The sequence below is a fragment of the Bacillus sp. OTU530 genome, from assembly GCF_038440375.1.
The window spans coordinates 218,674-240,534 of record NZ_JASATP010000004.1 but is presented as its reverse complement, the minus strand read 5'-3'; the positions used below and the strand labels follow the sequence as shown (position 1 = coordinate 240,534).

Genomic DNA, 21,861 nt, shown 5'->3' with positions numbered 1-21,861 from the left:
AGAATTTTACTTCTGAACTAACAGTTATTACCTTAACACCAGGTGAGACGGAGACAGTCAATTTCGTACTGGAATCAAACCCAGCTTCTCTAACGGGAAGAGTGACCGATGCGCAAACAGGGGCACCTCTTCCAGGCGCTCTCGTCCAAGTATTTATCGCCGGAACGGATGTGCTGGTGAAATCCACCTTGACAGACCAGAATGGCCTGTATGCCATATATGGATTGAATGCAGGAGAATACCGGGTGGTAATATCTCATGGATAAGTATGTAGCGGCTATCTTCCGAATTATCTTAGAACCAGGAGAAGAACGTGTGCTGGATGTGGCGCTTCAAGCCAATCCGGCTACAATCCAAGGACAGGTAACGGACGCACAAATCGGAACTCCAATTGCAGGAGCCAGAGTGGTCATGGTGATCCAAGGCAGCGGGATTATTGTCGCTTCAACTCAAACGGACCAAACCGGGAACTATTTGCTGACAGGTATTGCCCCTAGAAACTATGATGTGGTCTTTTCAGCAGAGAATTTTACGAGCCAAACGGTGTCGGTGAACCTAACAGCGGGCGAAACCGAGATTGTGAACGCAATGTTACTGCCGAATGCAGCAGTCATTCAAGGACAGGTAAACGATACGCAAACGGGAGCAGGAATTGAAGGCGCAATAGTTACCGTAACGGATAGCACTGGTAACATCATTGCAAGGGTGGAGACAGATTCGAATGGCCGATTTACTGTTTCGAATCTTCATCCGGGACAATACACTTTAGTAGCATCAGTATTGGGCTACATTACTGGTAGCGAAATTGTAATAGTTTCAGGGGGAGAAGTAGTAAATGTTGTGATCCCATTACAAAGGAAAAAAGCTCTAAAAAAGGGATTCATATTGATTACCAAACAAACCGGTTGCCCAATTTGTTTGGCAAAATCAGACTGTCCAACTGTCTTTAATCTCGTAGGTAAGAGTTGTTCAAACTGTGCCACACTCGCTTATGAAATCGAAATTGGTAACAAAATCATTCAAGGTTCATTAATAGTCGATTTACGCTATTTTATACTTGTTAGAGTTTAGAAGGGTATAAACGTATTATCATCCGATAAGAAACTTTCTTCACCAGGCTGTGTTGATTAACTTAGAAAAAACAAAAATTGCACAACAAGGCTGATTGTCTGTGAACCCTTATTATCTCATTTATCAGTACGTTTCCTGGTAATATTTTGACTACAGACTGACAAAGCATAGTTGTTTTTGTGCTCGGAGAGATTCAATATCTCTTAGATGATAGGACAGGTGGAGATACATCTCACCTGTCCTTTTCGTTTACACTTTAAGAAAGTATAAATTTCTAGCTAGAAGACAATTCGACGTAGTTGAAGATTTTAGGAATAAAGTATAAGGGTGACTACGCCTCTGTCTTCGCAATTGACCCTATGGCTAGGAAATGATACGTTATGTCTATATTCTCCTATTAATCTTACTGAAAACAGGAATTTAAAACCCGCTGTAGGAAAAGATGATATGTATCATACAAATAGTAATAAAGGAGATTGGGATGAACGTATACAATCATGTAACAGAATTAATTGGAAAAACACCGCTTGTTCGGTTAAATCGGCTTGTGCCACCTGAGGCAGCTGACGTGTATGTAAAGCTGGAAATGTTCAATCCGTCCCGCAGCGTAAAGGATCGGGCTGCATATAACTTAATTGCACAAGCGGAAGAACAAGGCCTGATTCGTCCAGGGGATACAATTATTGAGCCGACGAGTGGCAATACGGGTATTGGATTGGCAATGAATGCAGCGGCGAAAGGATATAAAGCTATTTTAGTCATGCCTGATAATATGTCAAAAGAGCGTATTAATATTTTAAAAGCCTACGGAGCAGAAGTTGTGTTAACACGGGCTGCTGACCGCATGCCTGGCGCTATTCGGAAGGCGCTGGAGCTTCGGGAGCAAATTCCGGGGAGCTTTATTCCGCAGCAGTTTGAAAACAAAGCGAATCCGGATATTCATCGCATTACGACCGCGCTTGAAATTTATGAGCAAATGGAAGGAAAGTTGGATGCGTTTGTCGCAACTGCCGGAACAGGCGGTACGATTACAGGAACAGGTGAAGTGCTGAAGGAAAAAATACAAGGGTTGTATGTAGCGGTTGTTGAACCGAAAGGATCTCCAGTGTTATCTGGTGGACAACCAGGGCCGCATAAGCTTGTTGGTACAAGCCCTGGCTTCGTCCCTCCTATTTTAAATACAAGTATATATGATGAAATTATCCAAATTGCTGATGAAGAAGCGTTAGAAACAACAAGAAACCTTGCGAGACTGGAAGGCATTTTAGTCGGTCCTTCGTCAGGGGCAGCGGTCTATGCAGCTATAATGATAGCGAAACGGTTAGGTACGGGTAAACGTGTGGTATGCATTGCTCCTGATACTGGTGAGAGATATCTAAGCATGAATATTTTCGATGAATAACACTCTTGAAGGGCTTCTAGCAGTTAGGGAAGTATCTTTAATAGAGGGGGAGCAAAATTGACCCAAAGGGCATACCCTTTTGGGTCAATTTTGCTATATACTATGCGTTTTTTAAATATATACTTTAATTTATCAAATCATATCCTTTAAGGTGATACTTGTACACTCAAATATATACAAATTTCAATCATCATTTACATTGGGAAAAACGAATGAATCCGGCGATTGCACAGGCTATGAAACATGATATCCGGTTTTAATGGAGTTTCAAATTGTAGAAAAGGAGGATGTACATCTAATGGGTTTTCCTAATTGTAGCAACAATGAAGCGATTTTATCACGTTAAAGGAATAGGCAGGCTGCTTGAGCCTGCCTGTCCGCTAATTAGGAACGCTGTAGGTCTTTTTGCTCTACATGTAATTCAATCAAATTTCCATCCGGGTCAGCACAGAAGATTTGTGCAAAGCCGCTCATGCTATTTGGTTTCTCAAGCACTTCCACATGATTTTGCTGTAACCAACGTAAAGTTTGCTCATAATCTTTCACCCTCAGCGCAAAATGCCCTTCTCTGCTATTTAACCCTTTATCAGATCGGATCGTTTGTGAATCTGGACGGACAAGTAAATGAAGCTGCTGCTGCCCAATTGCATACCAGGCTCCTTCAAAGTCAAAATTTGGACGTTCAATTTCCTGTAAACAGAGAATTGTACTATAAAAATGCTTTGCTTTTTCTAAATCAGTCACATTGATTCCAACATGATGAAGCTCCTCGTAATGAATCAAAATGATAATCCCCTTTCCTATACTTAGTCAAATATACCTCTATCTCAGATGTTACCACAGCTTAGATCATAGTCGCTATTTTTGTAGTGTTGACTCAGCTGTCAATCTATTTGGAGTCTTTACATACTTTTATAAAAGGCCTAGAAATTTGTGATCTAAAGCGGGTGATATTGTGAGTGAGTTCTTTAAAAAGTTAAAAGGAACATTTAAAAGCGTAGCGGTGGATAAGGCTGTTTCTATTCCGATTACTGCAGATCGCTTATTATGGATGTTTCGCAAAGGAATAAAGGAACAAGAGGAGGAGATTCGGAATTTGGATGTATCCTTTCACGGCGAGACAATATGCATTAGCGGTTTGACGACAAAACTTCTACTGCAGGTATATTTTGAATTTGATTTGAAGCCGTTGAAGGCGGAGTATAGAACCTTATACTTTACGGTTCCGTATATGAAGCCGTTTAATCAAGAGTGGATGAAAAGAAAAGTTTTAAATAAACCGCCATACACTGTGTATGAGGATCGGATGCTGAAGATGGACTTAGATGGAATTGATACAATCAAGTCCATCCCAGTTGGAAGCATTAAGCATTTTGACATTCGGGATGGAAAGCTATGGGTGAAGATAGGGATGTAATCCGAGATGCTAACGGTCATTGATTGTAAGAGATATTTTCAGCAAGCAAAATTGATACATGCAATTCCGTGCATTTTTCTTGCTCTTAAAGCAAGAAAAATGCACGGAGTTTATGTTTTTGCTTTTTCTCTTTTTCTTAGTCTTGTACGAATTAATTCTATCACCATAAGCAAGAGAGGGATGTAGAGGATAAAGGGAGGGAAAATGTATTTTAAAGCAAATCTTCCTTGTGCAAAGTGAGATTGTGAATTTGGAGCAATTGCTAGTGACATAAATAAAATTATCCCCCCAATGGGAAATGCGAGTTTATGTTTTTGAATAGGAAACATATCTGTAAAAGCTAGGATAGCAGCATAGGCAAAAATGGACACCTTAAAAAAGTCATTTACAATTAAACCAATAAGAACAAATGCATCCATCCGCTGTATAAAATCCCCAATGTTAATGTATTGCATAAGCCTTAAAAAAGGAAACAAGGCCGTGCTAGTCTTGTTTGCCCCTAGCACTGAAATTTCCAGAAACACGGTCACTGCTAGTATCGTTCCGCTTATAAGAATGCAAATTGTTCCAATTTTAAATCCGGATTGTGGATGAAGTAAAGAAGGCAGTACCATTGTGAAGCAAATCAGCTCACCAAATGGAAACATAATGGTTTGCCCATAGGCGGCAGTGAGAACGGGCTTCCAACCTTTTTCTAATAGGGGCAATACTTTTGTTTGATCTATTACGTCCGAAAAATATAAACATAACAGCGCTAGCACTCCCAAAAATAGAGAGAGCATAAAGTATACTTCCCCTACACGTGACAGTACCTCGAGTCCTGTATATAAGGAATAACAGACTAAACTTATGATGATAAAACCGATAACCAATAAGGGAGTTTCATCATAGGTAGGATACAGCAGCTCCATTCCGTCCCTCAAGTCCCTTGCGGCTCCGTAAATAAAAAACAGAGTATATAGCAGAGCTATCACAAATCCTATATCTTTACCGACGATTTGTTTTACATAACTTGTTAATGGTTGACGGGGAAAGTGCCGATGCAGATAAGCATAAATAGAGAAAATTAACAGACCGCCAAGCATGCCAACTAAAACTGCAATCCAAGCATCTTGTTTTGCATCTGCACCTAATGGGACCATAACAGCTGTCCCTAGCTCAAATAGTATAATTAAACAGCAAAACTGAAAAGAGCTGATTCTCTCGACCCCGATCATTACCAATCTTCCTTTCAAGCTTAAATACCTTGCAACGATGTTCGTGAGCTAGACAGTAGGTTCATTTGGATATTGTACCCAAAATGGGCCGTTCTACAAGTTGTTTAGGAGAAAAGCTATGGAGACAGGGAGGGATGCTGCGGTAGAATAGGAAATAGATTAGTGTCTTGCGCATTTGGAATGAAGGGGGCAGGTATATGAATGAGATTCAGTTTTATCCATTAGGGGATGCCGCTATTACAGTGCGGCTTGGCACATCAGCTGATATAGCAGTACATAACAAGGTGAGGGGACTTGTCAAATACTTAGAAGATCATCCGCTTCCTGGTATGATAGAGCTTGTTCCTGGTTTTACAACAGTAACAGTGTTTTATGATCCTATGGAGCTGTTGTGCCTTGGACAAGCTACCCAGCCATATGAACAAATTCGTGCCGCATTGGAGAGGATTTTGGTTAATTCTTACATGGTTTCAGAAGAGCCAAGCGTGATTACGATTCCAGTCTGTTATGGGGGAGAGTTTGGTCCTGATTTACAGGAAGTTGCAGAGTTCACGGGAATGACTCCTGAAGAAGTTATTGGACTTCACGCAGGGCGAAGCTATACGGTGTATATGATTGGATTTGCACCTGGCTTTCCATACCTGGGAGGGATGTCCGAGAAACTTGCAGTTCCGCGCCGTTCTTCCCCTCGTCTCGTGATTGCGGCAGGGAGTGTCGGGATTGGGGGAAAGCAAACAGGCATTTACCCTCTAGAAAGTCCAGGTGGTTGGCAAATTATTGGACGTACACCGCTGCGACTATTTAATCCTCATAGAGAACAGCCAAGCTTGCTGCAGGCAGGAGATATCATCCGTTTTCAGCCTATTCCACAAGAAGAATATGAGGCTTGGGGGAGGAGAGCAGAGTGACAATACAGATAATACGTCCGGGTTTGTGTACGAGCGTGCAGGATTTAGGAAGGTACGGCTATCGAAAGCAAGGGGTGGTTGTAAGCGGCGCGATGGATACGACAGCTCTTAGAATCGGTAACAGACTTGTCGGTAACGAAGAAGCTGCCGCTGCACTTGAGGTAACACTGGTTGGTCCAAAGCTTTTATTTGAGAAGGACACATTGATTTCGATATGTGGCGGCGATTTGTCTCCTCATATAGATGGATGTATAGTGCCGCTATGGCGCCCTGTACTTATGAAGTCAGGCAGTATTCTGCAGTTTGGGGCTCCAAAGCTTGGCTGCCGATCGTATATTGCAGTTGCAGGAGGCATTGATGTTCCAACGGTCATGGGAAGCAGCAGTACATATATACGAGGAGAATTTGGGGGCTTGGAAGGTCGTAACGTCAAAGAAGGAGATCGACTGTTCATCGGAAAAGCGTCAGAGCTCGCATGCTGTTTCGTGAGGCAGTTGTCTGACGGAGAAAAAAAGAGCTTCTCGGCAGCAAAATGGGGATTTTCCTCAACATTACTGCCTGCTTATTCATCAAGGTCAATCGTTCGTATGATTCGCGGTCCACAGTTTGAGTGGTTTACAGAACGAGCACAAGAGGAGCTTTTTGCCCGTTCGTTTCACGTTACAACAAATTCGGATCGAATGGGATATCGCCTAGGAGGGGGAAAGCTTGAATTACAAGGGGCTGCTGAGCTGTTTTCTGAAGCGGTATCAATTGGCACAATTCAAGTGCCGCCAGAGGGAAACCCAATTGTACTGATGGCAGACTGCCAAACAACTGGCGGATATCCGAATATCGGATACGTAGTGAGTGTAGATATTCCAATATTGGCTCAATTAAAGCCAGGAGATTTTGTGAGTTTTCAAGAAATTTCCTTGGTGCAGGCACATATGCTCATGCTTGCGCAAGAAAAACTCTTAAAATTGGCAGCACGCGGAATACTATGGAAAGGAAAGGGATAAATCATGTTTCGAATCGATATCAATTGTGATATGGGGGAAGGCTTTGGGGCCTATGCGCTGGGAGCAGATGAAGAAATCCTTGAATTTGTTACGTCAGCAAATATTGCGTGCGGCTACCATGCAGGTGATCCTTCAGTAATGAGAAGGACTGTGCGGCTTGCGCTTGATAAGGGAGTAGCGATAGGCGCTCATCCTGGTTTACCTGACCTAGCCGGGTTTGGCAGACGAAACATGGCGCTTTCCCCGCAGGAAGCGTACGATATAACGGTATACCAAATTGGTGCTTTATACGGATTTATCCGTGCAGAAGGAGCTATTATGCAGCATGTAAAGCCGCATGGGGCATTATATAATATGGCGGCGCAAAGCAAGGGGCTTGCAGAGGCAATTGCAGAGGCAGTATATAAGGTGAATCCGGAGTTGGTTTTATTCGGACTATCAGGAAGCGAGCTGATTGCTGCTGGAGAGAAGATTGGATTGCAAACAGCGAGCGAGGTATTTGCTGATCGCACCTATCAGCAGGATGGATCGCTTACGCCGCGAAGGCATGCGGACGCAGTGATTACAGATACGGAGACGGCTATGCAACAGGTAATCCGAATGATTAAAGAAGGGAAGGTGCGATCTCTGCAAGGGAAAGATATACTTTTGAAGGCTGACACAATTTGTATTCACGGGGACGGTGCACATGCGTTAGCTTTTGCGCAAAGCATTCGACATGTATTGCAAGATGAAGCTGTTCAGGTTAAACCGTTCAAATTGGGTTAGTCTCTAATACATGCCCAAGAGATGTTTTTTGTTAAGTAAGTGAATAATTATATAGGTAAGTAACTGGAAAAGCGAAGTGGATAGGTATACAATAGATTGTATCTAAAATGTGAACAAAATGGGCTATAGAGTGAATTGTCCATTTGCTGGAGAGGAGAATATGCATTGCAAGCAGCAGCACCTAAACAAAGCGCTTTAAACACATCGACGATCTACCGCATTATTTTTGCTATTAGCTTAGGTCATTTGATGAATGATTCTATGCAAGCTGTCGTGCCGGCTATATTTCCGATTTTGGAACAGTCTATGAATCTATCTTATACACAGGTTGGCTGGATTGCGTTCGCTTTGAATATGACATCCTCGATTATGCAGCCTGTGTTTGGATTCTATACGGATAAGAAGCCCTCGCCGTTTCTGCTTCCGCTGGGAATGCTATCGAGCATGTTCGGTATGATTGGAATAGCTTTTGCACCCAACTTTTATCTTGTGCTTCTTTCTGTTTTATTTATCGGTCTTGGTTCAGCTGTGTTTCATCCAGAAGGAGCACGCGTTGCTTTTATGGCAGCAGGAACAAAACGAGGATTGGCACAATCAATTTATCAGGTTGGCGGTAATACAGGAAATGCGCTTGCACCGATTTTCACTGCTTTAATTTTCGTCCCGCTTGGTCAGTCCGGCGCCGCTTGGTTTACGATTTCGGCGGCAATCGGCGTATTGCTGCTTTGGTATGTGTCCAGATGGTACCGTACAGAGCTCACGAGCGGCACGATGCGCGTGAAGAAGCGCGCGGCGGCTGGAAGTACGGAAGGCAAGCTGAGCAGGCAGGTAAAGCTTGCGGTTGTATTCCTCATTTTCTTAACATTTGCGCGATCCTGGTATAACGCCGGTATCGGTAACTTTTATCAGTTTTATTTAATCGAGCATTATGGCTTGTCTATCCGGGCTGCACAGTATTATGTATTTATCTTTATGATTGCCGGGGTGGTGGGAACGTTTTTTGGAGGACCGTTATCCGATCGTTTTGGAAAGCGAAATCTTATCCTGTTTTCCATGCTCGGTTCCGCGCCGCTTGCTTTGTTATTGCCGCATATTCCGCTCGTTTGGGTAGCGCCTTTATTTGCTGTTCTTGGATTTATTTTATTCAGCAACTTTAGTGTTATTGTAGTGTACACACAGGAGCTTATGCCTGGAAAAGTAGGTATGGCGTCCGGTTTAATTGTCGGTCTTGCGTTCGGTATGGGGGCACTTGGTGCAGTTGTACTTGGAAAGCTAGCTGACATGTACGGTTTAACCTTTACTATGATGTTTTGTAGCTTCCTGCCTCTTCTCGGGATTGTTTCCTGGCTGCTGCCAAATGATCGAAAAGCACAATAGTAAAAAAAAGAGACGGATCTTAGATTAAGCAGTTCAGCTAACGTGGAGAAAATCCGAATTCACAGGAGATTTGGCACATAAAAAACGCTTGGAGATCTCTCTAAGCGTTTTTCATCGTGTTTAATTTTTGTTCTTCAATTCAAGCAACCCGTTCGTTTAAGTAAATTAATTTACAAATTATGTTGGTTTTTACAAAAGGATCACTTGGTAGGTCCTGGTTCACAAAACTTACTAAAAGTTACAATTCAGCATTGAACTTACAAGCTTTGCATCTCCTTTCGGAAACGTGTGCCTCACAGGATTCGCACACTAGAAGACCGCTCTCGCTCAGTCAATAAGGGATATTCTTGTTCCTTATTATAGGTGTAACCTATCTCTGTAAAGATAACCGCAACTTTCTTCACGATGTTTCAGTTAAACGGTAATCTTATTATACATCCTGTATCCACAAGCTATCAATGTTTTTTGTATAATTCTTCCACTTTTAGCGTTGTGTTGTAACCTCCTCAACCGAAAATAGGCTCTTTATTTAGTAACAGCGACCTAAATGAAATCATAATTTGTTGAAGAGAGTACACAGCGTATCTAATGTTTTCATACACAAAACGGATTATTTACTTTTCAACTCTCTATTCAGGTTTAATATGATTAAACGTAAAGGGGGAGAAAACATGTACAATCAATTGCAAGGGTTGGGAATCGACCCTTATCATGTAGGAGAGTTAGTTCCAATCGAGGCTCAGGCCCAGGATTTGCGTGTGTTTGGGCGTTGTGGCGGTTGCTTCCGTTGTGGCGGTTGCTTCCGTTGTGGCGGTTGCTTCCGTTGTGGCGGCTGCTTCGGTTGTTTCGGCTTTGGATTTAGTTGTTTCGGCTTTGGATTTAGTTGTTTTGGTATCGGTTTCGGTTTTATTTAATTGGTTTTGTAAACTCACAAAAAACATTAATTTACGAAAGAAAGTGCCCCTGCATGAATCTGTGCTGCAGGGGCACTACTTTACTGTTTAAACATATTGGACAAAAAATCGTACATAAACTAATAGTGCGTAAGTAGTAACGATTAGGAATAAGGAGGAGCTAAAATGGAAAATATTAACTCGTCCTCACGTCTGAAGGTCAAAAGGGATACATTTTTTCTCCCGGATCAGAAGGGGGGGGTCTATTTTAGAAATAACTTAAATTCATTCCGAATGGAAGGCCAAACGATCTATCAGTGGATTGAAACATTGCTCCCGATGTTCAATGGGGAGCAAACATTGGGAGCTCTGACTCAAGGGTTAACGCCACCGTATCGTGACAGGGTATACGAGATCGGAGAAACGTTATATAAGAATGGATTTGTTCGCGATGTCAGCAAAGATATTCCCCATCAATTAAGTCGTCAAGTTCTTGAAAAATATGCTTCACAAATTGAATTCATCGAGAATTTTGCCGAGTCAGGCGCTTACCAATTTCAAGTATATCGTCAGGCTAAGGTTCTGACTGTCGGCTCTGGTCCCTTCATGGTATCTCTGATTGCTGCTTTAATCGAATCGGGACTGCCTAAATTAAACGTCATGATAACAGATACGGTTCCAACCAATAGGTTGCGGTTGAATGGCTTGGTAGAAAATGCCAGAAAAAAAGATTCCGAGGTTGAGATGAAGGAAGTACCCTTTCATAAAGGGGAGGGGGCAAATTTTTGGAAAGAAGCAATTCAGCCCTATGATTGGATTCTGTATGTCTCGCAGGATAGAAATGTAGATGAATTACGAAATCTGAATCAAATTTGCAAAGAAGAAATGAAGGCATTTCTCCCGGCCGTCTATTTAGACAAAGTAGGGCTCACCGGACCGTTAACTCATTCAGAATCAGAGGGATGCTTCGAGTCTGCCTGGCGCAGAATTCATCAATCTGCCGTGCAAGCCGATGGAGAGCCGCAGGTCTTCTCTTCCACATCAGGAGCGATTTTGGCGAATATCTCTGCATTCGAATTTTTCAAGAAGGCTACAGGAATTGCAGGTTCCGATCAAAGTAATCAAATTTATATGCTTAATCTCGAAACGCTGGAAGGAGACTGGCATTCCTTCCTCACACATCCATCCGTAACGTCTAAAAGTGGTATTCCCGAACTGGTTGAAGACCTTGATCTAAGACTGAAACATGAATCCGACAGGAATGAACAACAGGATTTGCTTTTGGAATATTTCAGTCGATTAACTTCAAAAGAAATAGGTATTTTCCATACCTGGGAAGAACGGGATTTGCCACAGCTTCCTCTTTCCCAGTGCTATGTTCAGGCTGTTTCCCCTTTGTCAGAGGGACCGGCAGAACTGCTGCCGGAAGTTGTCTGTTCGGAACTGACACATGAAGAAGCAAGCAGAGCTGCCGGTTTGAAGGGTATTGAAATGTATGTGTCAAAAATGATAGATTTTAGAGTCAAGAATCAGACAGATAGGGCTGGTGCGAATCTTCCAGAGGGTTTTATAGGCATTGGTTCAGGGGAAACAACCGCAGAGGCTGTTTGTCGAGGACTGCAAGCCTATCTGGATGAAGAATTGAAAAAAAGAGGGTCGGATCAGCTAAATACGGTTTATTGTGTGCCGATGGGAGCTATAGAAGATAAAAAATGCAGATTTTATTTAAATGCCCTTACTACCTTGAAGGGTTCACCGGCTATTGGTTTAAAAGAGGATGTAGCAGGCTTCCCAGTTGTATGGGTAAGGTCAAATGACCGTTTGTATACAGGGGTAGGTTTAAATGCAATATTGGCGTTGCGAAACACACTGCAGCAAGCACTTTTCGATGCTCAAAACGAGATAAATTCCTTAGAGAGGCAAGAGAAGGATTCTATGATTTATCTGGAAAAAAAGAATATCAAACTTGAAATCCCCTCTTGTGAGGAAATGACACAATTGGAACTATTACAATCTGCCATTGAGGTCTTGAACCGAAACAACAAACAGTTATTCGTCTATGATCTATCGATTGAGCCCTTTTTAAAACAAGGGCTGGCAGGGGTATATGGTGTGCAGGTACGAGAGGGGGATTCCAAATGACTGCACATATCCTCATTGACGGAGACGGTTTATTAGCAGAATATGTCTGTGATCAATTGTCCACTAGGTATCTAGTAAGACGTCAAAGCATTTTGGAAGAGATTCCCGAAGATACGGAATTAGGTCTGGTCCTCGATGATGCTTGGCATCCATCCCTTCATCAAAAAGCGGAACAGAGATTCAGGAACGCCGGTATCCCTTGGCTTCGAGGTTTCGTTTCATTTGGTGATGGTATCATTGGTCCATTGATACGCCACAACAAACCTGGATGTTCCCTCTGTGCCGATAAACGGCGCTTGATAGCCGGACCCGATCGTCGTGAAATGTGGGAGATTCAGATGAGGTTGACTGAAGGAGCAGGTGTGCCCCGTGATGCATGGGTTTCCCGAACGGGGTTAATGCAAATGGCAATCTTGATCAGTAACGAAGTGCAAAAAATTCTTCAGGGAGAACCCTCCTCCTTGGAAGAAAGGATGTTCATTACCAATCTGAGAATGTTAACGACCTCCAGTCACTTTTTCTTGCCTGATCCATTGTGCCCGATTTGCAGTCCAATACCTGACGACACGCCGGAGTTAGCACAAATTAACTTAGAAGCTAGTCCTAAATTAAATGGTGCCGGTTACCGCTGCCGTTCGATGGGTGAATTGAAAACAGTGTTAGTCGAAGACTATCTGGATGATCGTACTGGAATCATGAATGGAGAAATGGCGGATTTCAGGCTCCCATTTGCCGATGTTTTGGTTAACATGCCGTTGTTTGGAGTGGACGAGGGAGTAGCTGGCCGTTCTAATTCTTATGAAATGAGTAGGCTTACGGCCATTTTGGAGGGATTGGAGCGATATTGCGGAATCGAGCCTCAAGGCAAAAGGAAGAAAGTTCATGATAGTTATCATAATTTAAAGCATATCGCATTAAATCCTGCAACAGTAGGTTTACATGATCAGGAACAATATGCAAAGCCTCATTTTCCGTTTAAACCGTTTCACCCTGAGGTGCCAATGAATTGGGTTTGGGGTTATTCGTTTTTACAAGAACGTCCTATACTGGTTCCGGAGTTACTTGCCTATTACAGTTTGGGCAATGGGGAGGGCTTTGTTTATGAAACCTCCAACGGGTGTGCATTGGGAGGAAGCTTGGAGGAGGCCATTTTCCATGGGATTATGGAGGTCGTCGAGCGAGATTCCTTCTTGTTAACATGGTATGCCAAGCTGCCCCTTCCTCGTCTTGACCTTCGTTCTGCTAACGATAAAGAATTAGAACTGATGGTCGACCGTTTACGTGAGGTGGCGGGATATGACGTTTATTTTTACAATTCGACGATGGAACAGGAGATTCCCAGCGTATTTGCATTGGCAAAAAACAGAAGATCAAAGGGTGTAAACCTCATTTGTGCAGCAGGGGCTAGTCCTGATCCTGTTAGAGCTGTAAAAAGTTCGATTTACGAGCTTGCTGGAATGATGGTTAGGCATGACAAAATATTGGAGGAAAACCGGCAGAAGTATGAAAAAATGCTAAAAGATCCATTTGCAGTCCGTTCGATGGAGGACCATGGCCTGCTCTACGGTCTGCGGGAAGCAGAGGACCGGCTGAGCTTTTTATTGGATAATCATCGTCCATTACGAACATTTGCTGAGGAATTTAAACAGCCTCCCACGAATACCGATTTGAAGGATGATCTACAGGATATTCTTCAGAGGTTCCGCCAGTTGGACCTCGAGGTCATTGTGGTGGATCAGACGACACCTATAACCAAACGGAACGGATTATTCTGTGTAAAGGTATTGATTCCTGGCATGTTACCGATGACTTTCGGACATCACCTTACCCGTGTTAAAGGGCTGGAAAGGGTCCTCCAAGTACCGATGAAACTTGGATTTACCAAACAGCCGTTATCGTATGAGCAGCTTAATCCATATCCACACCCGTTCCCATAATTGAAAAGTAGGAGGTGTCTAAGATTGAAACTGGAAACATTTTTGCACCACCTTCACTTTGACACGGAAAAACTCTATCCCCCAGATTGGCAAGTGGATTGGGACGATGCGCCACTACCATATAAACTGTACCGCGGCTTACCAGTGATTCCACTGACCGGAGATGTACCGTTAACTCTCGATAGACGAGAAGCCCATGGAGAGCCCGGACTAGAAGAGCTTGGTCATTTCTTATGGTATGTATACGGCATAACACAATACGCTCAATCAGCTTTTCTTGAGGACCCCGAGGAAAGAACTGCTGTAAGCTATGCCCAGCTATTACGAAGGTTTGTTCCCTCTGGTGGGGCATTGTATCCCAATGAATTATATGTGTATATAAAGCTGGAGAACGTACCAAAGGGAATCTACCATTACGATGTGGCCCATCATCGACTCCAATTGCTCAGAGAAGGAAATTACGATTCCTACTTGTCTAGAAGTCTTGGGAATTGTGATGTTTCTGATTGCTTCTGCACTGTTTTTGTCTCGACAGTTTTTTGGAAAAACTTCTACAAATATAATAATTTCTCCTACAGGCTTCAAGGGTTAGATGCCGGTGTGATAATTGGGCAAGCGATAGAAGTGGCTGATCGGATGGGATTCTCATCACAGGTATGTTACCAATTTCTTGATCGGTCTATTAATCATTTGCTTGGACTATCCGAACAGGACGAAAGTGTCTATGCAATGATCCCATTATCTATTTATCCATCTGCCCAATGTGTTGACAACATTAATAGAGAAGAACATGTTTCTGCCGCTGAATTGTCGAAGGAAGTGCCATTGCTAAAAGCTGAAACCTATAACCGTTCAAAGAGAATCCTTGATTACCCCATGCTCAAAGAGATGAATGAAGCATCGATGTTTGAAACAACGCAGTCATTTGTGAAGATAAAAAAAGATGATCGTGTTAAAAGGTCCCTTGGTACGGAATCCATCTTGCTCCCATTTACGGAGTCCTTTTCGTACGATCTTGCTTCTGTTTGCAGAGAGAGACATTCTCCTGATATTGATTTTATGATGGGGAAAGTTAGTCAAACCCAGCTAGCGACTTTGTTTAAAGAGTCTTTCTCCGTGATTTACCATAATGATCTTGACGGCACACATGGAAAATCTCATACTCGTGTTTCTTTGTACGGCTGTTTTTATAATGTGGAGGGAGTTCCAAATGGTGCTTACTTTTATGACAAAAGCGCTCATGGACTTTGCAGGATAACGCAAGGGGATTATCGGGAGTTTCTACAATATGGATTAACGATGCCCAATGTAAATCTGTTTCAAGTGCCGCTCTGCCTGCATGTTGTTGGTGACAAGGACCACCTTAAGGAGGAATTGGGATATAGAGGATACCGAATTCAACAGATGGAAGCGGGTATACTCGTGCAACGGCTGCTCTTGATATCGTGTGCCTTAGGTATGGGAGGGCACCCACTATTAGGTTTTAATACGAAGCAATGTGATGACCTTTACAGAGCCGATTCGAAACAAATAACGAGCCTCATCCAAATCCCTGTAGGTCCATACCGTCCTCGGGCCTGGTTAAAAGGAATTTTGAATAGTTAGGATAGACAAGAGTAAAGAAGCAATGTGGAATTGATGCAAGTGAATTTGAAGACTCCAATGATTGGACTAGTGATATAAGGGAATTACCATTCTTTATCTAAACAATAACATAAAAAAGGCCTGCAGTTGGTCGGTCTCTGTAGGCCTTTTCTATGTTAAAGCTTTTAAACAACTATTTAGTACATGAAAATACTCGATAGTCCAAAACGCCTTGATACTTAATCATTAGATGAAAATGTTGAGTTATTATCTGATAAAGTTGAGGATCGATATGCGCTGAGTACGTAAATTCAGGTAGTGGATTGTTCTGGAAGTTAGAATGCTCTTGCACCCGAGTTTTTATATGTTTAAAACCGGTATGTTCAAATAAAGTGACCCAGTCCTTCTCCATAAGTACGGAATCTAATCCATAAAATTGCTTTATTTCCTCCTCGTTAGTTGTCTCAAGCTGTTTATTCATGGTAAGTTCATTTGCAATAAACCGACCGCCATTCTTCAATAATCGAAATATTTCTTTAAGTGCTCTAGGCTTATTTACAAAAGAAAGAACAGATTCGGAAATAATAAAATTAAATCTCCCATCCGCTAAAGGAAAGTTCTCTATTGAGCCTTGAATAATTTCAACTGGTAATTGGTATTTAGTCATTCTATTTTTGGCCTTTTCTATCATTATTGGATTGATGTCCATTGCTGTTACTTTTGCTCCGTATCGGGAAGCTAAATAGGCAGCTGTTTGACCTGTTCCGCACCCTACATCTAAAATGTAAGAGGTTTCGTTAATTTCCTCAGTCTTGAATATTTTTTTTGTTAGATTGATACCACCGGGGTGTGCGCCGCCAACCCCAAATTTGGACAAAGCATCCAAATAAATTGAATTTCTAATTAGAACCACCTCCCCTTCGCCTATCTTTTTTACATAATATGAAACTAAAAAAAGATGGTTCCTTCTTAAGGCGTATCTTATGATGATATAGCTAAGGGAATTAACGTTAGTAAACCAACCCTAATTAAATGGAGGAGGGAATTGGAATCCGAAATCAGTAACCAATCGGCAAGTTTTCTTTATCGGGAAAAAAGATGGTACAATGAGGAAATCAAGAGAGATAATGAAAGAAAGTGGGCAAGAGATATGTGGCAGGAATTTAAGAAGTTTGCATTCAAAGGAAATGTTATGGATTTGGCTGTCGGGGTTATTATTGGTGCCGCATTCGGGAAAATCGTAACCTCCTTGGTCGCAGATATTATTACACCGCTCGTAGGGTTGTTGCTAGGCGGTATTAATATTACGCATTTACAAATCCAAGTCGGCAACGCGGTTGTGAAATACGGCAGTTTTCTGCAAACTATTGTCGACTTTTTAATTGTTGCGTTCTCTATTTTTATGTTTATTCGCTTTTTTAACAAGTTAAAGAGGAAGCAGGAAACAGAGGAGAAGCAGGAGGAACCAAAGCCAAGCAGAGAAGAAGAATTGTTAACAGAAATTCGTGATGTTTTAAAGCAAGGTATACAAAGGGAAACCGATAAATAAGTTCTAAAGGAAAAGATGAAGCCGCCCAAAAGGCGGCTTTTTAGCTCTGCAAGCCCGGGACTGTGACTGGTGTAAAGTCAAGGGATGGCTCTGACGTATCGAGGTTGCTCATGGTACAAACGAAATAGTTTGGACTGTTGTTGCGGCTTGTGCTATTACCGCCGCATCCGGTAACAAGATAAGGAACTTGGTGAGTACCGCTGGGTGTTTGAAATGAAGCGGTGTACTCATATGAAAAATGCCGATGGTGGTTGAAAATGCCTTTAACGCTTGCGCTTATATGTTGAAAAAATGCTTGTGTTTCATTCGCTGATAAAGCGTAATGGTCATTGGCTGAATTTTGTTTAAAGGCTCCTACGCGTAAGTCGGCGTGAAAGTCGATTAGGTAATGATCGGATGGATGTGTAACGAGCTTCCTCTTCAGCCACTCTAGGTCTTCTTCATAAAAATAAGGTGAGCCTTTTAAGTCTTCGAAGTATGTTGGAAGATAGATGTAGGCTATATTTGAATCTGGAATCAATATCTCTCCTTTAACAGGTCCAATATATGCTTCAAACAGTCGGGGAGATAGTTCATCATCTTCAAGGATGAAATCATGATTGCCGATTGTGACGAAAATCGGCAGCTCCTTTGGAAATAATATTTCTTTTGTAATATCTACAAAGGCGCGAAAGTTTGCTTCCTTTTGTTTCGCTTTGCTAATGCCTTTAATCACACCGTCACCAATGGCGTCCCCGCCATGAATGACAAAAGCCGCGGAAGAACCGTGATGTTTTACAATATGCTGCAGAATCTTTTTGTAGCGTTCTCCATTTTTGTCTAGGTCATGCTGCATTGTATGACCGTTCCAACCATAAGAGTTTATATGGCTGTCACCAAGAATAATAAACTGTATTTCATCATCTGGAAATGACCTTTTTTGTAATAGATTTAACGACTCCTGATTTAACGTTGTCATGCGGTTATACTCCTTACAAAGTGATACCTTATCGTATGCATAAAAGCAAGAGGGGGTTTCGTTTAGTGGGAAGAAAACCAATTATGATATAGTGAAGAAAAGCATGCTTTGGAAGGAAAGTGATAAACATGTGTTTAATTCTTTTTGCTTATAAAATGGATAATATCGACCTGATTGTAGCTGCAAATCGTGATGAGTTTTATCATAGACCGACAGCTCCCGCACATTTTTGGGACGACGCCCCAAATGTACTCGGGGGGCGGGATTTAGAGAAAATGGGGACTTGGATGGGGATTACGAGGCAGGGACGCTTTGCTGCTCTTACAAACTATCGAAATCCGGCAGAAAGCACAGAACATAAGCGTTCTCGCGGCGAGGTTGTGAGTCAGTTTTTAACGGGGCAGGATTCACCAGAATGCTATATGCGGTATATGCAGCAGCAACGTGATGCATACCCGGGTTATAACCTAATTGTCGGGGATATGCATTCATTATATTACTACTCTAATGTAGAAAATGAAATTCGGCTGCTGCCTCCAGGATTGTACGGATTAAGTAATCATTTGCTCGACACGCCATGGCCGAAGGTTCAAAAAGGGAAGGAAGGGCTGAAGAGCTGCCTAGAAGCTGCCGAGGGTAATCTATTTGATTGTTTATTTGCAACATTGCAGCAGGCAGAGCAAGCGCCAGATGAAGAGCTTCCGAGTACAGGGGTTTCGCTTGATTGGGAGCGGAAGCTGTCTCCGTTGTTCATTCAAACGCCAGATTACGGGACAAGATCATCTACGGTACTGCTTCGAAAAAAGGAGGATATTTGCTTTACAGAGCGTGTGTATGCAGATGGAGTAGTGAAGGAAAGGGAATTTTCATTTTTTGTTACAGAAGGAAATTAGCGTGCTGGAAGAAGGCTCTACAGGAAAATGAGTATTAAACTTCCTCACATACAACGAATGAAAGCGGGACGAAAAATCCCGCTTTCATGTACCTTGTGAAGCTTATGCATTTTTATGGAGATATGCATACTGGACTCTTAGCATAGTTTATTGCCGAATTTGTCCAGTGCCATGCACGATATATTTTGTAGATGTAAGAGCAGGAAGCCCCATTGGTCCACGTGCGTGCAGCTTTTGTGTACTAATGCCGATTTCAGCGCCAAAGCCGAATTCAAAGCCGTCTGTAAAGCGAGTGGAGGCATTATGATATAAGGCCGCTGCATCAACGGATGTAAAGAACTTTGCAATACTTTCATCGTTATTTGTTACAATTGCTTCTGAATGCTTTGTACCATATTGATTAATATGAGCAATCGCTTCTTCTGTGGTTGCGACAATTTTGATAGCTAGAATTAAGTCACTGTATTCTGTTTCCCAATCCTCTTCTGTTGCAGCATGCACGGCAGGAATGAGCTGACGTGTTGCTTCATCGCCGCGAAGCTCTACGCCTTTTTCTTGCAATGCTGCAGCAAGCTTAGCTAAATGACGGCTTGCCCAAGCTTCGTGAACGAGAATGGTTTCAATAGAGTTGCAGACAGAAGGACGTTGAACCTTCGCATTTACTACAATATCAGTTGCCATTTGCTCGTCCGCTGATTGATCGATAAAGACGTGACAGTTACCGGCACCAGTCTCCAATACAGGAACAGACGATTGCGCTACAACTGTTTGGATGAGCTGTTTGCCGCCGCGTGGGATTAGCACATCTAAGTAATCATTTAGTGTAAAGAGCTGGGAAGCTGTTTCACGGCTCGTATCTTCAATCAGCTGAACAGCATCGACTGGAATGTCCGTTTTCTCTAAAGCATGATGAATCACACGCACAAGAGCTTTGTTGGAGTGAGCTGCTGAGGAGCTTCCTCGTAAAATGACAGCATTTCCTGTTTTTAAACAAAGGGTTGCGGCATCGACAGTTACGTTTGGACGCGCTTCATAAATCATACCAACAACACCGAGGGGAACACGTACCTTTTCAATTTGCAAGCCGTTTGGACGCTCCCATGCTTCTAAACGTTCTCCAACAGGATCTGGCAGCTCAACAAGCTGTTTCATCGCATCGGCCATATCATGGATGCGTGCCTCATTTAAAGTAAGGCGGTCGATTAAAGATGTAGATGTTCCTTTTGCCTTCGCCTCTTCAATGTCTTTTTTATTTTCTGCAAGCAGATAATCCATCTCTTCTACAAGCTGTTTTCCGATTGCGGCTAAGGCTGCGTTTTTCTGCTCTGTTGATTTTGTTACGAGCTCGCTTGCTGCTTGCTTTGCCAACTTTGCTTTTGTCAATAATTCACTCATTGATAAAATCCCCCTTTTTAGTTGGTTAGGATAAGTATGGCCTAGAGCTAAGTGATTGTCTAGTACATGCCACCTGCGCACTTCTAGTGACAAATGCTTTAAACCAGCAACCAATCAGGCTTAAGGCTGATTTTCTTACATTTTAAAAAAAGTATAAATTTCCAGCTGGAGTAGTCGCGAATTTTCGAAATACAGTATAAGAACTATGCTTCTGCCCTCGCCAATCACGCAATCTTCTTTAGACAGTTACCCAGTTGTCCCGATGGATGACTTCATAATGCTTAGATGCGATTTCGTTGCTTTGCTTTCCTTTGATCCGCTCCAGCTCAGGTGCATCATAGTTAATTCGACCTTTTCCGATGACAATTCCTTTTTCGTTTATAACTTCAACAACTTCACCTGCGTGGAAGCTGCCGCGCACTGATGTAACGCCTGCTGGCAGCAAGCTTTTTCCTTGCTGAAGGATAGCTGCTGCTGCACCTTGATCGATAATGACTTGTCCGCTTACAAACGAATGCAGCGCAATCCATTGCTTATTATTTTTTAAAAGACGCTGCGGTGCGTTGCCAATATAGGTTCCGTCGCCTTTTCCTTCTAAAATGTCTGTTAGCTTCTCCGCACCGGATCCTGTTCCGATAAAGACGCTGACGCCAAGCGATAAGGCAGTTCGTGCCGCATCAATTTTAGATTTCATGCCGCCTGTACCGACCTTGGAACCAGATGAGCCTGCAAATGCAGCAATTTCATCGGTAATAGCAGGAAGGAAAGCATATTTCTTAGCGGATGCATCTTGCCGTGGGTTTTTATCATATAGCCCATTGATATCTGTAAGAATAATAAGCGTATCTGCCTGAACGAGCCCGCTTACAAGAGCTGATAACATATCATTGTCTCCAAATGTTAACTCCTCGATAGAAACAGAATCATTTTCGTTAATAATCGGGAGCACAGAGCGGTCAAGCAGCTCCGATAAGGCTGCGAAGGCGTTGCTATATTGCTCTTTCCTTGAAAAATCGCCGCGTGTTAACAGAAGCTGTGCAGCTACAATGTGATGCTTCCGGAAGGCTTCTGTGTAGGCCTGCATTAACAGACCTTGTCCGACAGCAGCAGCTGCTTGCTTTCCGGTAATTGTTACGGGGCGCGATGGATAGCCAAGCTCTGTAAATCCAGCAGCAACCGCACCGGATGAGATAAGTACAACCTCGTGCCCAGCTTGCTTCAGCTTTGCTAAAGCGTCTACATGATCTGTTAGTTTTTTTATACAAATACCGCCGCCGTCAGACGTAAGCGAGCTGCTCCCGATTTTCACGACAATACGTTGCTTTTTCACATTTTCCCCTCCAATATAA

20 protein-coding genes are annotated in these 21,861 nt (G+C 42.7%); 14 read left to right on the top strand and 6 right to left on the bottom strand.

Annotated features, from left to right (window positions below):
• From AAHB12_RS04805 to cysK, 3 genes are all read left to right on the top strand, one after another.
• Positions 1-266 (top strand): carboxypeptidase-like regulatory domain-containing protein (locus AAHB12_RS04805; protein ID WP_342044480.1); only part of this gene is annotated, 266 nt, incomplete at its 5' end.
• Complete coding sequence (locus tag AAHB12_RS04800; RefSeq protein ID WP_342044479.1) at positions 259-1,071, top strand: MSCRAMM family protein; 813 nt, start codon at positions 259-261, stop codon at positions 1,069-1,071. The genes AAHB12_RS04805 and AAHB12_RS04800, both read left to right, overlap by 8 nt.
• 481 nt (positions 1,072-1,552) lie before the next feature.
• Positions 1,553-2,473, top strand: coding sequence for a cysteine synthase A (gene cysK, locus AAHB12_RS04795; protein ID WP_129729201.1), 921 nt, complete (start codon positions 1,553-1,555; stop codon positions 2,471-2,473).
• A 384-nt stretch (positions 2,474-2,857) separates the two neighbouring features.
• Here the strand turns inward: cysK and AAHB12_RS04790 are convergent, their stop codons facing one another.
• The gene (locus AAHB12_RS04790) at positions 2,858-3,256 is read right to left on the bottom strand and encodes a VOC family protein (RefSeq protein ID WP_129729202.1); all 399 of its coding nucleotides are present in this window, start codon (positions 3,254-3,256) and stop codon (positions 2,858-2,860) included.
• 172 nt (positions 3,257-3,428) lie between these two features.
• Here AAHB12_RS04790 and AAHB12_RS04785 point away from each other — a divergent pair, with 172 nt between their 5' ends.
• The gene (locus AAHB12_RS04785; RefSeq protein WP_129729204.1) at positions 3,429-3,890 is read left to right on the top strand and encodes a hypothetical protein; all 462 of its coding nucleotides are present in this window, start codon (positions 3,429-3,431) and stop codon (positions 3,888-3,890) included.
• Positions 3,891-4,000: 110 nt separating this feature from the next.
• Here AAHB12_RS04785 and AAHB12_RS04780 read toward each other — a convergent pair whose 3' ends face one another.
• Positions 4,001-5,107, bottom strand: a complete 1,107-nt coding sequence (locus AAHB12_RS04780) for a GerAB/ArcD/ProY family transporter (RefSeq protein WP_342044478.1) — start codon at positions 5,105-5,107, stop codon at positions 4,001-4,003.
• Between the two features lie 197 nt (positions 5,108-5,304).
• Here AAHB12_RS04780 and pxpB point away from each other — a divergent pair, with 197 nt between their 5' ends.
• The 8 genes from pxpB to AAHB12_RS04740 all read left to right on the top strand — a co-directional run bounded on the left by pxpB (position 5,305) and on the right by AAHB12_RS04740 (position 15,738).
• Entirely contained in the window at positions 5,305-6,015 is a 711-nt protein-coding gene (gene pxpB / locus AAHB12_RS04775) for a 5-oxoprolinase subunit PxpB (protein ID WP_342044477.1), read from the top strand.
• On the top strand, positions 6,012-7,016 hold the full coding sequence (locus AAHB12_RS04770; protein ID WP_342044476.1) for a 5-oxoprolinase subunit C family protein: 1,005 nt from the start codon (positions 6,012-6,014) through the stop codon (positions 7,014-7,016). Before pxpB ends, AAHB12_RS04770 begins: the two co-directional genes overlap by 4 nt.
• A gap of 3 nt (positions 7,017-7,019) precedes the next feature.
• Positions 7,020-7,784 (top strand): LamB/YcsF family protein, encoded by a 765-nt coding sequence (locus tag AAHB12_RS04765; protein WP_342044475.1) that lies wholly within the window; start codon positions 7,020-7,022, stop codon positions 7,782-7,784.
• A gap of 165 nt (positions 7,785-7,949) precedes the next feature.
• Positions 7,950-9,161, top strand: coding sequence for an MFS transporter (locus AAHB12_RS04760; protein WP_342044474.1), 1,212 nt, complete (start codon positions 7,950-7,952; stop codon positions 9,159-9,161).
• Positions 9,162-9,805: 644 nt separating this feature from the next.
• Entirely contained in the window at positions 9,806-10,075 is a 270-nt protein-coding gene (locus AAHB12_RS31670; protein WP_446715514.1) for a heterocycloanthracin/sonorensin family bacteriocin, read from the top strand.
• 165 nt (positions 10,076-10,240) lie between these two features.
• Entirely contained in the window at positions 10,241-12,196 is a 1,956-nt protein-coding gene (locus AAHB12_RS04750; RefSeq protein WP_342044472.1) for a putative thiazole-containing bacteriocin maturation protein, read from the top strand.
• Positions 12,193-14,133: a TOMM precursor leader peptide-binding protein gene (locus AAHB12_RS04745; RefSeq protein ID WP_342044471.1), complete on the top strand. Its 1,941-nt coding sequence runs from the start codon at positions 12,193-12,195 to the stop codon at positions 14,131-14,133. Before AAHB12_RS04750 ends, AAHB12_RS04745 begins: the two co-directional genes overlap by 4 nt.
• Positions 14,134-14,157: 24 nt before the next feature.
• Complete coding sequence (locus AAHB12_RS04740; RefSeq protein WP_342044470.1) at positions 14,158-15,738, top strand: SagB family peptide dehydrogenase; 1,581 nt, start codon at positions 14,158-14,160, stop codon at positions 15,736-15,738.
• Positions 15,739-15,910: 172 nt separating this feature from the next.
• Here the strand turns inward: AAHB12_RS04740 and AAHB12_RS04735 are convergent, their stop codons facing one another.
• A complete protein-coding gene (locus AAHB12_RS04735) occupies positions 15,911-16,630 on the bottom strand; it encodes a class I SAM-dependent methyltransferase (RefSeq protein ID WP_342044469.1) in 720 nt (239 codons plus the stop codon).
• Positions 16,631-16,867: 237 nt separating this feature from the next.
• Here AAHB12_RS04735 and mscL point away from each other — a divergent pair, with 237 nt between their 5' ends.
• Positions 16,868-17,266, top strand: a complete 399-nt coding sequence (gene mscL, locus AAHB12_RS04730) for a large conductance mechanosensitive channel protein MscL (protein WP_129729344.1) — start codon at positions 16,868-16,870, stop codon at positions 17,264-17,266.
• Positions 17,267-17,306: 40 nt separating this feature from the next.
• Here mscL and AAHB12_RS04725 read toward each other — a convergent pair whose 3' ends face one another.
• Positions 17,307-18,224 carry a metallophosphoesterase family protein gene (locus tag AAHB12_RS04725; protein WP_165350846.1) on the bottom strand — a complete coding sequence of 306 codons (918 nt, stop codon included), beginning with the start codon at positions 18,222-18,224 and terminating at the stop codon, positions 17,307-17,309.
• A gap of 128 nt (positions 18,225-18,352) precedes the next feature.
• Here AAHB12_RS04725 and AAHB12_RS04720 point away from each other — a divergent pair, with 128 nt between their 5' ends.
• Positions 18,353-19,117 carry an NRDE family protein gene (locus AAHB12_RS04720; protein ID WP_342044468.1) on the top strand — a complete coding sequence of 255 codons (765 nt, stop codon included), beginning with the start codon at positions 18,353-18,355 and terminating at the stop codon, positions 19,115-19,117.
• Positions 19,118-19,264: 147 nt separating this feature from the next.
• Here the strand turns inward: AAHB12_RS04720 and AAHB12_RS04715 are convergent, their stop codons facing one another.
• Both AAHB12_RS04715 and proB read right to left on the bottom strand, forming a co-directional pair.
• Entirely contained in the window at positions 19,265-20,512 is a 1,248-nt protein-coding gene (locus AAHB12_RS04715; RefSeq protein WP_342044467.1) for a glutamate-5-semialdehyde dehydrogenase, read from the bottom strand.
• Positions 20,513-20,750: 238 nt separating this feature from the next.
• Complete coding sequence (proB, locus tag AAHB12_RS04710) at positions 20,751-21,842, bottom strand: glutamate 5-kinase (protein ID WP_342044466.1); 1,092 nt, start codon at positions 21,840-21,842, stop codon at positions 20,751-20,753.
• Positions 21,843-21,861 lie beyond the last annotated feature (19 nt).